Origin of the sequence: Methyloligella halotolerans (assembly GCF_001708935.1) — a bacterium.
Taxonomy (GTDB): Bacteria; Pseudomonadota; Alphaproteobacteria; order Rhizobiales; family Methyloligellaceae; genus Methyloligella; species Methyloligella halotolerans.
Map to the genome: position 1 here is coordinate 30,439 of NZ_MASI01000010.1, position 13,638 is coordinate 44,076.

Annotated in this window: 12 protein-coding genes and 1 pseudogene; 4 read left to right on the forward strand and 9 right to left on the reverse strand. The window is 64.0% G+C overall.

The window, feature by feature from the left end:
- Positions 1-18: 18 nt before the first annotated feature.
- Positions 19-795, reverse strand: a complete 777-nt coding sequence (locus A7A08_RS14125; RefSeq protein WP_245290954.1) for a substrate-binding domain-containing protein — start codon at positions 793-795, stop codon at positions 19-21.
- A 447-nt stretch (positions 796-1,242) separates the two neighbouring features.
- Between A7A08_RS14125 and A7A08_RS14130 the strand changes: the two genes are divergently transcribed.
- Entirely contained in the window at positions 1,243-1,698 is a 456-nt protein-coding gene (locus A7A08_RS14130) for a pseudoazurin (RefSeq protein ID WP_069096116.1), read from the forward strand.
- Between the two features lie 78 nt (positions 1,699-1,776).
- On the opposite strand, the gene A7A08_RS14135 is transcribed toward A7A08_RS14130, so the two are convergent.
- Positions 1,777-2,097 carry an SMR family transporter gene (locus A7A08_RS14135; protein ID WP_069096117.1) on the reverse strand — a complete coding sequence of 107 codons (321 nt, stop codon included), beginning with the start codon at positions 2,095-2,097 and terminating at the stop codon, positions 1,777-1,779.
- 102 nt (positions 2,098-2,199) lie between these two features.
- Positions 2,200-3,678: a MocR-like pyridoxine biosynthesis transcription factor PdxR gene (gene pdxR / locus A7A08_RS14140; RefSeq protein WP_069096118.1), complete on the reverse strand. Its 1,479-nt coding sequence runs from the start codon at positions 3,676-3,678 to the stop codon at positions 2,200-2,202.
- 100 nt (positions 3,679-3,778) lie between these two features.
- Between pdxR and A7A08_RS14145 the strand changes: the two genes are divergently transcribed.
- Together A7A08_RS14145 and A7A08_RS14150 are read left to right on the forward strand one after the other, a co-directional pair.
- Complete coding sequence (locus A7A08_RS14145) at positions 3,779-5,806, forward strand: molybdopterin-containing oxidoreductase family protein (RefSeq protein ID WP_069096119.1); 2,028 nt, start codon at positions 3,779-3,781, stop codon at positions 5,804-5,806.
- An 85-nt stretch (positions 5,807-5,891) separates the two neighbouring features.
- Positions 5,892-6,617 (forward strand): type 1 glutamine amidotransferase, encoded by a 726-nt coding sequence (locus tag A7A08_RS14150; protein ID WP_069096120.1) that lies wholly within the window; start codon positions 5,892-5,894, stop codon positions 6,615-6,617.
- A 28-nt stretch (positions 6,618-6,645) separates the two neighbouring features.
- Here A7A08_RS14150 and A7A08_RS14155 read toward each other — a convergent pair whose 3' ends face one another.
- The 4 genes and pseudogenes from A7A08_RS14155 to A7A08_RS17670 all read right to left on the reverse strand — a co-directional run bounded on the left by A7A08_RS14155 (position 6,646) and on the right by A7A08_RS17670 (position 10,151).
- Positions 6,646-7,674 carry a Gfo/Idh/MocA family protein gene (locus A7A08_RS14155; protein ID WP_069096121.1) on the reverse strand — a complete coding sequence of 343 codons (1,029 nt, stop codon included), beginning with the start codon at positions 7,672-7,674 and terminating at the stop codon, positions 6,646-6,648.
- A gap of 189 nt (positions 7,675-7,863) precedes the next feature.
- Complete coding sequence (locus A7A08_RS14160) at positions 7,864-8,766, reverse strand: cation diffusion facilitator family transporter (RefSeq protein WP_069096122.1); 903 nt, start codon at positions 8,764-8,766, stop codon at positions 7,864-7,866.
- Between the two features lie 2 nt (positions 8,767-8,768).
- Positions 8,769-9,269 carry a hypothetical protein gene (locus tag A7A08_RS16055; protein WP_069096123.1) on the reverse strand — a complete coding sequence of 167 codons (501 nt, stop codon included), beginning with the start codon at positions 9,267-9,269 and terminating at the stop codon, positions 8,769-8,771.
- A 94-nt stretch (positions 9,270-9,363) separates the two neighbouring features.
- A pseudogene (locus A7A08_RS17670) lies at positions 9,364-10,151 on the reverse strand (LssY C-terminal domain-containing protein).
- Positions 10,152-10,468: 317 nt separating this feature from the next.
- Here A7A08_RS17670 and A7A08_RS14175 point away from each other — a divergent pair.
- Positions 10,469-11,383, forward strand: coding sequence for a glutaminase (locus A7A08_RS14175; protein ID WP_425349036.1), 915 nt, complete (start codon positions 10,469-10,471; stop codon positions 11,381-11,383).
- Between the two features lie 42 nt (positions 11,384-11,425).
- Here the strand turns inward: A7A08_RS14175 and A7A08_RS14180 are convergent, their stop codons facing one another.
- Positions 11,426-12,268: an ion transporter gene (locus A7A08_RS14180; RefSeq protein WP_069096125.1), complete on the reverse strand. Its 843-nt coding sequence runs from the start codon at positions 12,266-12,268 to the stop codon at positions 11,426-11,428.
- Between the two features lie 148 nt (positions 12,269-12,416).
- Complete coding sequence (locus tag A7A08_RS14185; protein WP_083226814.1) at positions 12,417-13,541, reverse strand: AraC family transcriptional regulator; 1,125 nt, start codon at positions 13,539-13,541, stop codon at positions 12,417-12,419.
- Positions 13,542-13,638: the final 97 nt, after the last annotated feature.

The following is a 13,638-nucleotide window of genomic DNA, read 5'->3' on the forward strand; positions in this document are numbered from 1 at the left end:
TGCTACGCGGCGTCTCCGTCACTTCTCGGAAATGCTCGACTTGTCGATCCGCGGCACCCCGTAATCCGCCAGCACGGCGTCGATCTCGTCCTTGCGTTCACGCAGCGCCTGGGAGAGATCGTTATAGAGATCCATATCGGTATGACGCGTGCCGACGGAGATCCCGTAAGCCATCTGGAGAACGGGCTGGGTCGGGTCGATGAGAACCGGGGTCAGCTTCAGGGGCACCGGCTCGTGCATGGCGTAGTAGCCCGCAATCGGACCCCAGACGATCGACACGTCCACATCGCCGTTGGCCACCGCATCGACGACGGGCGATAGCGGGGTCTTGCTCTCGGTGTCGCCGTAGACGAGATAGCCCTCGACATTCTCCACGATACCCCGACTTCCGAGATCATGGACGGGCGGGGTGTTCAGCCCGTCCTCGCCGATGAGTTGGACGCCGATCTTGAGCTTCTTCAGGGCGGGGTCGTCGTAGGTGCGGATCGTCGGTTCGTCCTTGCGCTGCAGAAAGACATAGGACGATCGATAGTAGGGCCGCGTGGTCTCGAGACTGCGCATGGCGGAGGGCACGCCCATCACCACATCGCACCGGCCGGCATTGATGGTCTCGCGCATAAATCCCCTGCGCTGGGGCAGCCAATAATACTGAAGCTTCGCGCCCATCTCGTCAGCGAGGATCTCGGCGATCTTGTTCTCGAAGCCTGAGCCGTCCTTCTTGGAGTAGGGCAGGTTATTGGGGTCGGCGCAGACCCGCATCGTCCCGGCCGCGGCGGCCGGGCGGGGGGTGGCCATCAGCAGGAGGACAGCTAAGCTGCAGAACGCGCGATCTCGGAAGTTGGAACGCATAGAAGGTTCTTCCGGCACTCGTCCGATGGGCGGCTTTCAATCGAGACCATGGCCTCGGCTTGTAAAGCGGCCCTGCCGGCCCGCGGGCCGGGGGATTCTCTTTGGAGAGCGAACCCGCTTATCTCCGCTGTGTTCCAGGGCAGCCTGCTGCATTCGGTCGCAGCGCGGTGCGACCGGTCCGCGGAATCACTGGGATACGCCTTCGGCCACACAATTGCCTTGGAACCCAGCCCTCGTTTGCCGCATTCCAAGCCACGCCTAGTGCAGCTTGTATTTGAACGTGAGAGTTACGCTGGCGCGCCGATTGTCTCATTGACAGGCGACGCCTTTAAAATCTTACTTTCACAGTCAACAATTCGGATCCCATCGGGTCCAATAAGGGAAGGAAACGGTATGATTTCACGCTTCACCACCGCCGTATTCGCGGCCTTCGCGATGGTTTGTCTCAGCGCGGGCGTCGCTTCCGCCGCCGACCACAAGGTCGAGATGCTGAATGACGGCGGCGACGGTCAGTACATGGTTTTCAAGCCGGAAGTGCTCAAGGTCGAGGTTGGCGACACGGTCACCTTCCACCCCGTCGATGCCGGCCATAACGCCCAGACGCTCTCGGAAATCTGGCCTGAAGGCGCCAAGGACTTCAAAGGCGAGATCAGCCAGGAAGTGACCTACAAGGTCGAGAAGCCGGGTGTTTACGGCGTGAAATGCCTCCCGCACTACATGATGGGCATGATGATGCTGATCGTCGCCGGCGATCCGGAGAACGCCGATCAGGTCGAGAGCTTCGAGCCGCCGCAGATGGCGAAGGAGCGTTGGGAGAAGATCAAAGGCGAGTTTGCGGACGCCAAATAAGACGCCGCAAGCCAGGCCTCGGATCGTACGAGGATTTCAAGAAGGGTCGGCCTCCGGGCCGGCCCTTTCTTTTGTGCCTCAATCGGGGGAAGCGAGCTTCAGGCCGATGAGGCCGCAAAGGATCAGGAGGGCGCTAAGCGCCCGGTAGAGCGTGAGGGTTTCGCCGAGAACCAACGTTCCGATGAGAAATGTCCCGAACGCGCCGATCCCCGTCCAAGCGATATAGCTGGTGGCGAGGGGCAGGGACTTCATGGCGTAGGAGAGCAGGAAGACCGAAGGGGCGATCGTCACCAAGACGATGATGCTGGGTATCAGCCGCGTGAAGCCGTTCGACTCCTTGATCGCCCATGCCCAACCGATCTCGATCAATCCCGCTCCGACAAGTGCAAGCCAGGCCATCGCCCACCCCCGTGAAATACAATCCTGAAAACGTGCAGGCAGAAGTGACGGAAAGGCCAAGCCTTGGCAAGGCGTGACGAAGGCGCAGGTCGGCCCGCGGGTTCAGCCGAGCGCCTTCAAGGCTCGCGCGAGGCGGCGCATGGCGGCTTCGGCCCGGTGGGGGCTCAGCGCGGCGAAGCCGAGCAGCCAGCCACTCTTTCGGGCGCCGGTCCTGCCGAAATAGAGGCGGCCCAGGGTGGGTAATTCGATTTTCTCCGCTGCTGCCGCCTTCACGGTCTCGGCTTCGTCGAGCCCATTTCTCAAATAGGCTGCGATATGGAGCCCGCCGGCCGGGTGCTGGGCTTGGGCGTATGGCGCGAGATGCTTCTCGAACGCGGTGAGGAACGCATCGCGGCGGCCGCGATAAAGGTCGCGCATGCGGCGGATATGGGCGGTGAAATGGCCCTCGCTCATGAAGCGGGACAGGACCGCCTGGGGAAGCGTTGCGGTATGCCCGTCGATCAGGCTGCGGGCGGCCACGAAGGCGGGCATCAGGCTCTCGGGGAGGACGAGATAGGCGATCCGCAAGGACGGGAACAGCACCTTTGAGAACGTGCCGAGATAGAGCACGCGGCCTGACGGATCGAGCCCCTGAATGGCGGAGATGGGGCGGCTGTCGTAGCGGAACTCGCTGTCGTAATCGTCCTCGATGATCCAGCTTCCGTTCTCGTTCGCCCAGTGGATAAGCGCCAGGCGCCGCTCCAGGCTCAGTGTGGCGCCCGTGGGATATTGATGGGAGGGCGTGACATAGACCGCCTTCGCCCCCGCAGCCCTTTCCGTGAGACGGTCTGTTCTCAGGCCGTCCCGATCGACCGGGACGGGAGCAAACCTCAGCCCGGCGCCCTCGAAGCCGAGGCGAGCGCCATGGAAGCCGGGGTTCTCGAAGGCGAGCGTATCGCCCGGCTCCAGCAGCAGGGTGGCAATCAGGCCTAGCGCTTGCTGGGAGCTGTTCAGGATGAGGATTTGCTCCGGCCGGCAGGTGACACCGCGATGGGTGGCGAGGTAGCGGGCGATCTCACTGCGAAGTTCGGGCAGACCCTGCGCGTCCGCGTAAAGAAGCCGTGGGGAGATATCGCTCAAGACACGATTGGTGAGCGATCTCCAGATCGCGGAGGGGAACTGCTCGACGTCGGGCAGGATCACGAAAGGATGGGCGTCGTTGTGATCCTGGACGCCGCCCGAGCGGGCGACCTCACGCCCGCGTGCCGATAGCGCAGACGCGGTGATCGGGGTGTTCGCGCGCTTGCGGTCCATCTTGTGAAGCGGGAAGGCATGGTCCGTCTCGGCGGCAAAGGTGCCGCTGCCGCTTCTGCGCTGGAGATACCCCTCCAGCTCCAACTGCTGATAGGCGCTCTCCACGGTATCACGGGACACGCCGGCCTCGTGCGCCAGAAGCCGGCTGGATGGAAGCCTGTCTCCCGGCGGGATGTGACCTTCGGCGATGAGGCGGCGCAGGGCGTTCTGGAGTCGGAGGGTCAGCAGCCCGCCATGGCTGTCTTCCTGCTCCAGAAGCGTGATCAGCGTTGCCGGTGTGGGACGCATAAGCGGTCTGCCGTAAGCGATCTAAGTGGCTGGGTCGACCAGACCAATCTAGCCCTATGCTCTCCGCGTTGCGATGAGGAATTCTGGGAGATGTGCGGTCATGGACGTTGCCGGCGATATCGAGATCAAGACCACCTGTCCGCGGGATTGTTACGACGCGTGCGGGATCAGCGTGGTGGTGCGCGAGGGTGAGATCCACAAGGTGAAGGGCGATCCCGACCACGCCGTCACCCGCGGTTCCCTCTGCCAGAAATGCGCCATCGCCTATAACGGCGCGTTCCTCGATCCCGGCCAGCGGCTCGCCTTTCCCATGAAGAGGGTGGGGAAGAAGGGCGACGCGGCCTTTCAGGCCGTCACCTGGAACTACGCCCTGTCGGATATCGCCAAGCGGTTGGAGAAGATGCTGTCCAACCGCGATCCCTCCACGATCCTGCATACCCATTACACCGGCACGGTTTCGATGATCGCCGGCTGGTTTCCCATGCGGTTCTTCAACCGGCTCGGTGCGACGGAGGTCGATCCCGATACGATCTGCAACAAGGCCGGACATGTGGTGCTCGAGCATATGTTCGGCACATCGCTTACCGGGTTCGATCCCGAGCAAATCGCGCATGCCAAGACGCTACTGATCTGGGGCGGCAATCCGTCGAGCACCGCGCCCCATATGCATAGCGACTGGATCGGCTCCAGCCAGGCCAAGGTGATCGTCATCGATCCGATCGCCCACGAGACGGCCCAGGCCGCCGATCTCTATCTGCAGCTCAGGCCCGGCAGCGATGCGGCACTGGCATTCGGTCTGCTGCATGTGATCAAGCGCGAAGGGCTGCTCGACCGGGCTTTCCTCGATGCGCACACGGTCGGCTTCGATCTGGTGGAGCCGGCCATCGATGCGGCGACGCCCGATGTGACGGCAGCGAAGACCGGCGTTCCGGCCGGTCTCATCGAAGACGCGGCGATGCAGTTCGGCACCGGTCCTGCGCTGCTGTGGCTGGGCCAGGGCATGCAGCGCCAGCCACGCGGCGGTAATGCCTTCCGCTCCGCCGCCCTTCTCAGCGTGGCGACCGGCTATCTCGGCCGGAAGGGTGCGGGCTTCTGCTACATGAACGGGCCGGAGACGCGCGGCGTGGATATGGACTTTATTACCGGCGAGGAGCTGCGCAGCGATGGCGGCTCCAGCATCAGCCATATCGATCTTGCGGACACCCTGGCCGACCCGGCGCGCGCCTCTGCGCTGTTCACCTGGAACAACAACGTGCTTGCATCGAGCCCGAACCAGTCGAAGCTGCGGGCGGCGCTTTCGCGCGAGGATCTGTTCACCGTGGTGAGCGATCTGTTTCTCACGGATACGGCGGCTTATGCCGACTACGTGCTGCCGGCAGCGAGTTTCTTCGAGTTCGACGATCTGATCTTTCCCTATTTCAACAACACAATGTCGGCCCAGACGGGCGCGATCCCGCCGCTCGGCGAGTCGTTGCCCAATCAGGAGATCTTCCGGCGGCTGGCGCGGCGGATGGGATATGAGGAGCCTGCGCTCTACGAGAGCGACCGTTCGATCATCGACCGGCTGATGAGCCAGACCAGCTACGACGGGGATTTCGAGGATCTGCAGGCGGCGGGCACCGTGCGTCTGTTCGACAACCCGCCGATCCAGTTCGAGTCGCTGGAATTTGCCACGCCCTCGGGCAAGATCGAAGTGGCGTGCGAAAGTCTTCAGCAGATGGGTCAGCCGCTGGTACCCGAGCCTCATGCGGACGAGGAAAGCCGGGAGGGCTGGCTGCGGGTGCTGTCGCCCGCCTCGCCCTGGCTGATGAACTCCACCTATTGCAACGACCGCAAGATCCAGTCCCGGATGGGCGCGGCGAAATGCTTCCTTGCCGCGTCGGAGCTGGAACGGCGCGGGCTGAAGGACGGCGACCGGGTCATGCTGCGCAACGAGACCGGCGCGGTCGCCCTGGAGGCCGCCGTGTCGGATGCCGTGCCGGAAGGCGTCGCGCTGGTCTACAAGGGGCGCTGGCTGGGCCGGTCCCACAGGGACGCCAACGTCAACGTGCTCAATATCGGGCTCAAGGCCGATGTCGCCGAAAGCACGGCGGTTCACGGCGTGGCGGCCGAGCTCATTCCCGCATAGGTCGCTAGCCGGGCAAGGACCAACCGGGCAGAGTGCCTGACTAGGTGCGCCGGCCTTTTCAGACACCCCAGATCGCGGAGGAAGAATGAAAGTTCTCGTATTGCAGCATCTCGAAATCGAGCATCCCGGCATCTTCCTGGACTTCTTTGCCGAGGACGGATTCGAGCTCACGACGGTGGAGCTGGACGAGGGGGAGACGATCCCCGATCTTGAGCCGTTCGATTTCATGGTGGTGATGGGCGGCCCCCAGGACACCTGGCAGGAAGAGGAATACCCGTGGTTCGTGCCCGAGAAGGCGGCGATCCGGAAATTCGTGAAAGAGATGGGGCGGCCCTATCTCGGCATGTGCCTGGGCCACCAGCTCCTGGCCGATGCTGTGGGCGGAAAGGTCGGCCCTGGCGATAAACCCGAAGTCGGCGTGCTGACGGTCGATAAGACCGAAGCCGGCAGGGAGTCGCGGTTCCTGAAAGGTCTCCCCGAGAAGATCGAGTCCCTGCAATGGCACGGGGCCGAGGTGAAATCACTGCCGCCGGAGGCGGAAGTGCTCGCGTCATCCCCCGTGTGTCCGATCCAGATCTTCCGTTACGGCGATTGCGCGTTCGGGCTGCAATGCCATGTGGAGATCACGGAGGACACGGTCGACCAGTGGGCGGCGGTGCCGGAATACGCTGCAGCTTTGGAGCAGAGCTTCGGCAAAGGCGCAGTGGACGGCTTGAGGGCGAAGGTGGCCGAGAAGCTGCCGCAGTTCAACGGCGATGCGCGGAAGCTGTACGACAACTTCAAGGCGATCCTGATGGAGAAGCGCGGCTAGGGCGTCATGAGCCGCCGGGGACGGCGGCTCAGCCTTCGATCCCGCGTGCCGTGAGGTCCTGAGAGGCCTTCTCCAGCACCCTCTGGACCCGCAGCGCCTCGCGCCCATCGGTGCGGGGCGTGGCGCCCGTGGCGATGCAGTCTAGGAAGTGGCGGCACTCTTCCTTCAGGGGCTCGGCCTGTGGCACGGCCACGCGCTCGGCCTCGGCCTTGTCCGGAACGGGCAATTCCCCGTCCCAGGTGAGGCCGTGGGGGTAGAGCAGGAGCTTGTCGTCCCATGCCTCGCCATCGTTGAAGACCGCCATGCCCTCGGTGCCGATGGCCACGAGCTTGTGCTCCTTGAAAGGGTGGAACCAGGACACGAAGATCTGGGCCCGGGGCTCGCCCGGAAAATTCAGATGGAGCGTGGCCGTATCGGCGACATTGGGCTTCAGATGACAGGCGCCGAAGGCATCGACCTCGTCCGGCTCCGCGCCCATCAGTGACAGCACCATGGAAATGTCGTGGGGCGCCAGGTCCCAGAGGGCGTTCTGGTCGCGCACGATGCGACCCAGGGCGAGGCGGTTGGAATAGACGTACCGCAGCTCGCCGAGGCGACCGTCCTCCACCAGTTGACGGAGAGTCTGGAAGACCGGGTGATACTGCAGCAGATGCCCGACCATGAGGGCCAAGCCCTTCTCTTCCGCCAGGGCGGCCAGCTCCTCCGCCTCGTCCAAGCGAAGGGTCAGGGGCTTTTCGACATAGACATGCTTGCCGGCCTGCAGGGCGCGCTTGGCGATGTCGTAATGCACGTCGCCGGGCACGGCGACCACGATGCCGTCGATGGTCTCGTCCGCAAGGGCCGCATCGTAGTCGAGGACCCGGGCGTCATGCTTCTCGGCGAAGGCGGCAGCGGTCTCGGGCGAATGGTCGATAACGGCCTCCAGGGCCCCGAGATCGGCGAAGTTGCGGATGAGGTTCTTGCCCCAGGCGCCGCAGCCGATCACAGCTACGCGCGGCACCGCAGTGCCTCCCTCGCTTCGATTGTCCGGTCGTGTGAGATCCTGCGTGTCCGACATGCGCCACCCGTGCCTATCCGTTTCCGAGCCCCATTCGCCGGCTCTTCCCTCGTGGGGGCGCACACCCTGTCAATGGGGTGAGCGTTTCAGCCGATGTTGGGGATTTCTCTTTACCGAGCCGGATTTCTGCACGAAGGCACCGGGGGCAGCAACTCACATCCTGTTACAGTTAATGAAGTGTTACGGCTGCTACTCCGCGAAGCTGAGAAGGGCGAAGCGCCAAGCTTCCTGCTTCTTGCCGGGCCAAAGCTCCTCGCGGGTGGGAGGGTTGTCGGGCGGTTTGACGCCGGTGACTTCCGCGGCGATGTAGCGTCCCGTCTCGCGAAGGCGGACGGTGGCCTCCGGGAATTTGTCCTCCAGCTTCTTCTTCAATGCCTCCGCCTCGTCGGCGATCTCGTCGCTGTCGATCTTGCGTGGCGCGCCGTCGATCAGCTCCGCCGTGGCGATCTTCGAGGCGCGGAAGCCGTCATGAACGATGTCGACCGAGATAACGAGGGCGGCGACCGAGTCGGCCCACCAGAAGCCGAAGCCGACGCCGAGGATGCCGAGGGTCGCAGCCAGCCCTGTCATCCAGTCGGCCTTCTGCATGAGAGAGTCCGTGAACAGCACCTTGTCGTGAAGCCTCCGGGCAACGGGCTGCTTCAGGCGGCCGATAATGATCGGGGGGATCACCGAATAGATCAGGGCTGCGATCATCAGCCAGCCCATCCAGATCTCTTCGCCGAAGAACTCGATGGGTCCGATAGTCGGATGCTCCTGGGCGATAAGCTTCATGCCGGCGTCATAGATCAGGTAGCCGCCCATGAAGAACAGGGCCGTCGCGGCGATAAGGAAGGCGAGGCTGTTGGCCCGCATGAAGCCGAAAGGAAAGCGGCGGGTGGGCGATTTCCGCTCGAAGTGAAGGGCCAGAAGGAAGACGGCGGCGGGAACGAGGCCGAGCGTGTCCTCAACCCAGGCCGACTTCATGGCTTGGCTGGAGCCCATGACGAGCGCCATGACGATCACGATGGTGACCTGCCAGAATATCGTCCACCACTCCAGACGGACGGCGTGGGCGATGTCGTCGCGGATTGGCTCGGGCAGCTTGCTCATCGCTATTCCCCCGTCTCCGAAACGTGAGGTTGGGAACCGTCGCCCTGCGTTTGAGCCGGGACCGCCTTGACCTGGCGCTGGACCTGCATCAGCCAGCGGTTCTCTCCCTTGCGGACGAGGGCGCGGAGCTGCGGCTTCTCGCTGTCCTCCGCGGCGCCGCCAACAGGCTTGGAAAGGGCGGCATGCTTCTTCCATGGCGTGGCCTTGGCGAAGCTGCCGATCACGATGTCCAGCTCACCCTTCTCAAGCTTCGGGACGAGTATCTCGGCAGGGCCCTCTTCGAAGCTGGGTGCCGCGTCCACCGATTTGGCGATCGATTCTGCGAGCGCCTTCTCCCCGGCATTGTTCTGATCCCGGCCGGCGATCAGGCCCGTGCGCATCTCGCCGGAGTCCCGGATTTGAACGGTCGTCTCGGCGGGATCCTTCGGGAAATCGTCGCATCCGGACAAGGTCAGCCCGATGGCGATGATGACAAGGGGTATGAAACGTCGTGTGGTGAGCACGGTCGGATCGACTGCTGAAAATCAACTTGTTGGTGTGCTTTCCAAACGCGCCCATCCCGTTGAGGTTCCGGCCGCGGACCGGCGGTGAGGCGCGTCAGCCGCCGGCGCCGGACTGGGAGGATTGTCCGCTCAGATCGGCGAGGGCGACGTCGCCGTCGGTCACGTAGTGGTTCACGGGGCCGACGCGAAGCTTGTCGCCCGCATCATAGAGCGTCACCTCGCCGATCGCCTGGGCCTCTTTAAGCTGGGCCATGATGAAGTCGCGCTCGGTGTTGGTGTCGGATGCCGTGGCGTGGGTGATCTGAAGGGTAAGCTTGGTGACGGAGAAGCCGGTGTCCTGGGTGCCGGCGCCGATCCAGAGCAGTTCTGCGCCGGCCCTCGGACGGTCGGTGTTCAGCCAGAACTCGGGGGTCGTGATCTCCGCTTCCGCCTCGGTGACCTCGGCGAGGCTCTTGGCCCAGAAGCGGACGTGATGGCGCTTGCGCGGCTGTCGCCGATGGGTTTCTGAAATCCGAGGTCCTGGCCGCGTCCGAACAGGTAGAGGGTCGAGAAGGGCGCGGTCGGGTAGGGGCGGTTGAGCAAGAAGGCCTGCGCCATGTGCAGGGAACTCGTCAGGCCCAAAGGGTCGGCGGTGTGCCATCCGGCCGCACCGAAGGCGGCGCGCAGCTCGTCCTCCGTGCCGATCAGGGCCAGATTGACGGGGTCGCCGGGGAGTCCGTCTCCGGTCACGGTGTAGCGGGGAACGTGTTTGCGCAGCTGGATCTTGAGACCCATGCGCACGGCGTAGGGCAGGATCACATAGGCTCCGAGACCGTAGGTGATCGCCAGGGCGAGCACCGTGGGGAGATCGGAATCCGCCCAGTTGAAGACGTAGACGATCATCCAGACCGTGAGCGCGCCAAGGCCGAAGATGGCGATGCGCTGCAATGTCAGTAGCAATAATCTCACGGTGCGATTGAGCTGGGGCCGGTATCCGACGGGACAAGCGTTGGGAGATGCTCCCCTGTCCGGGGTGCGGCGTCAAGAAAACGGGGCGGCGCGGCACCGCCCGCTTGATGCGCGTCGCGAAACGTTGGACCTTGCAGCGAGGGGCGAGGGCCTGTTGACCGCGATGCGGTGGCCAGCCGTCAATTCGGAATTTGCGAGACCGGCCGCAAAGTCGCGCCGGCACTGGGTGTGTCGTGGTTGAAGGTGATGAGATCCAGCCGCTGATCGAGGCGGTTCACGAAGAGTTCGTGCCCTATCTCGGTGAGGGGAAGGTCGCCGACTATATTCCCGAGCTCGCGAAAGCAGACCCGCGCAATCTCGGCATCGCGGTCGCGACCGTCGATGGGCGGGTCTACAGCACCGGTGACGATGCGGAGCCCTTCACCATCCAGAGCATCTCCAAGGTGTTTGCGCTGACCCTGGCGCTCGGCAAGGTCGGTGACGATCTCTGGCGCCGGGTCGGCCGCGAGCCCTCGGGCACGCCATTCGATTCCATCATCCAGCTCGAGCACGAGCACGGCATTCCACGCAACCCGTTCATCAACGCGGGCGCGCTGGTGGTCTCGGATATCCTGCTGTCCGGCTATCAACCCCGGGAGACCATCGGCCAGATCCTCGAATTCGTGCGCTTCATCGCCAATGACGAGACGATCGCCATCGATCCGGTGGTGGCGCGTTCCGAAACCGAGCACGGCTATCGCAATCGCGCCCTGGCCAATTTCATGCTCGGCTTCGGTAATATCGAGCATGCGGTCGATCTTGTGCTGGGCGTGTATTTCCACCAATGCGCCATCGCCATGGATTGCCGGCAGCTGGCGAAGGCCGGGCTGTTCCTGGCGACGGGCGGCCGGGTAACCCACCGCGATACCGGCGTCGTCTCGACGCTTCGGGCGCGGCGTATCAATGCGCTTATGCTGACCTGCGGACAGTATGACGGCTCGGGAGATTTCGCGTTCCGGGTCGGCCTTCCGAGCAAGAGCGGCGTGAGCGGCGGGCTGCTCGCCATCGTGCCGGGCATCGCCTCGGTCGCAGTCTGGTCGCCGGCGCTCAACAAGCAGGGCAATTCGCTGGTCGGGACCCTGGTGCTCGAGCGGCTTGCCGAGCGGGCGGGCTGGTCGATTTTCTAACGGGCGGAGCATGGAGACGCGCTCTCCAGGTAGACCTCGCCCCTAGGCCTTGGCTCCCAGCAGGGCCTTGATCTCGCTCAGCTCCTGGCGCATGGCGCGAACCTCGCCGGTGAGCGCCGCCGTCTCCTCATGGACGATCTGCCGTTCGGCCTCGCGCTCCTCCTTCTGCTCGGCTTCGTGCAGGGTCTGCATCGAATTGACGATGACGGCGACGACGAGGTTCAGCACGGCGAAGGTCGTGATGAGGATGAAGGGCACGAAGAAGAGCCAGGCCCACGGATAGACCTCCATAACGGGACGCACGATGCCCATGGACCAGCTCTCCAGGGTCATGATCTGGAAGAGCGAATAGGCCGATGCGCCGATGGAGCCGAACCAGTCCGGGAACGCGGCGCCGAACAGCTTCGTCGCAAGGACCGAGCCGACATAGAAGATGAGCGACATGACGGCCGCGATGGAGCCCATGCCAGGGATCGCGCCGATCAGGGCTGCCACGACCGACCGCATCTGGGGTACGACCGACAGGAGGCGAAGCACCCTGAGAATGCGCAAGGCGCGGAGAACGGTCAGCGGTCCGGCTGCCGGGACGAGGGCGATGCCGACGATGGTGAGGTCGAAGATATTCCAGCCGCTGCGGAAGAAGGCCTGGCGATAGACCAGGAGCTTCGCGATCATCTCGAACACGAAGATCGCAAGCACGATCCGGTCGATGGCCACGAGGAGCCCGCCTGCGACCTCCATGGCATAAGACCAGGTCTCCAGGCCAAGGGTCACCGCGTTGAACAGGATGACCGCGGTGATGAAGCCGGTGAAGCGCCGCGACTCCACGAGCCGGCGAAGCCGCTCGATAACATTCTGACCGCTGGGGAGGGTGGCTTCTTGCATCTTCGGATCGAGTTAGAGGGCGCAGCCCGAGGTAGGCGTTGGGGAGACGCCATTCAAGAGACCGTTGCCGCACCGGCGCAGGCGAAATCATCGCCTGAAATCGCACGCGCTCGCGGCCAAACGAGGGCGTCCCTGAAATCGGGGGCGGCTATGGGTGGGAAGGCTGGTCTTCCACGTCGCTACGGGCATGCCCGTTATTCGCCGTAGCGCCGAGCAGCCGGTACTCCTGGGGTGCCATGCCGGTGGCGTGGCGGAAGGCGCGGGCGAAATGCGCCGAGTCCGAATAGCCAAGCGCCGTGGCGATCTCGGTGATCGAGGCATCGGTCTGGCGTAAGAGCTCGCACGCTCGTTTCGTTCGCATCGCGTTGGAGATGCTTCGGAAGTCGGTTCCTTCGCGGTGCAGCTCCCGCTGCAATGTTCGCACGCTCGTATTGATGGATCGCGCAGCGCTCTCGATGGAAACGTGGCCTGACAGAACCTGAGACCAGATCTGCTGCACGATGATGTCCTGCAGGCCGGTGAGGGTGAGGCATTCCACGCGCGACCTCGCCAGATCCTCCGGCGTGATCAAGGCCCTGGGAGTGCATCGTGCAGGTCCGCTGGCGAGCCGGTGCGATTCCAGACAGATCGAAACGGCCTGGGCGTCGAACGCCACGGGACACTGAAAGATGTCCTCAAAGTCCTGTGGCCGCTTCGGCTTTGGAATGTCGAGCTCGATGCGGAGCGGGCGCCAATGTTCGGGCAGGAACAGCTTGCAGATGCTGAGGACCACGCCGGCCGAGCCGCAAGCGACGTGCCGGTACCCGGGCTGGCCTTTCGCTGCGCTGCCGTAGCTCACGCGCACCAGCTCGTCCGCCACGACGACCGAGAACACATCGCCTTTGCTGTGAAAGCCGACCGTAGCGACGGCCCGCTGCAGGGCCTCGCCGAGGGTGACGGCCCCCAGGATGTATTGGCCCCAGCAACCGTAATTCGCGATGGACAGGGCGGGGGCGACCTTCAGGCCGAAGAACTCCTCGCCTGCCTGCTTGGCGACAGCCTCGGCGAAGGTCGTCATGGTCAGCTGCGGAATGAAGCAATCCTGGTCCTCGATCGCTTCGATATCGAGCAGCGCCGCCTCGTTGGCCCGCTGAAGAACGCCATCGCCAAATGTATTGCGAACGAAGGCCGGAACCCCTGCGAGAGCAACCACGCAGATCACCGGCGTGGAGCCCAGGGGCGAGCCGCTCGAAAGCCGATGGGGGACTGGCGCAAAATGGCTGGTCGGAGTCATTGGCTCATGGTCCCTAGCCACCGCAGCACAACCGCAGGTTCCATGATGGGAGCACCACCAGGGGTCCCTCGGCGCACTGCTTTAGGCGAATAATTTA

Coding starts and splice junctions, on each gene's coding strand:
- A7A08_RS14125 (WP_245290954.1), bottom strand. CDS start 795: ATGGCCACCCCCCGCCCGGCCGCCGCGGCCGGGACGATGCGGGTCTGC.
- A7A08_RS14130 (WP_069096116.1), top strand. CDS start 1,243: ATGATTTCACGCTTCACCACCGCCGTATTCGCGGCCTTCGCGATGGTT.
- A7A08_RS14135 (WP_069096117.1), bottom strand. CDS start 2,097: ATGGCCTGGCTTGCACTTGTCGGAGCGGGATTGATCGAGATCGGTTGG.
- pdxR (WP_069096118.1), bottom strand. CDS start 3,678: ATGCGTCCCACACCGGCAACGCTGATCACGCTTCTGGAGCAGGAAGAC.
- A7A08_RS14145 (WP_069096119.1), top strand. CDS start 3,779: ATGGACGTTGCCGGCGATATCGAGATCAAGACCACCTGTCCGCGGGAT.
- A7A08_RS14150 (WP_069096120.1), top strand. CDS start 5,892: ATGAAAGTTCTCGTATTGCAGCATCTCGAAATCGAGCATCCCGGCATC.
- A7A08_RS14155 (WP_069096121.1), bottom strand. CDS start 7,674: ATGTCGGACACGCAGGATCTCACACGACCGGACAATCGAAGCGAGGGA.
- A7A08_RS14160 (WP_069096122.1), bottom strand. CDS start 8,766: ATGAGCAAGCTGCCCGAGCCAATCCGCGACGACATCGCCCACGCCGTC.
- A7A08_RS14180 (WP_069096125.1), bottom strand. CDS start 12,268: ATGCAAGAAGCCACCCTCCCCAGCGGTCAGAATGTTATCGAGCGGCTT.
- A7A08_RS14185 (WP_083226814.1), bottom strand. CDS start 13,541: ATGACTCCGACCAGCCATTTTGCGCCAGTCCCCCATCGGCTTTCGAGC.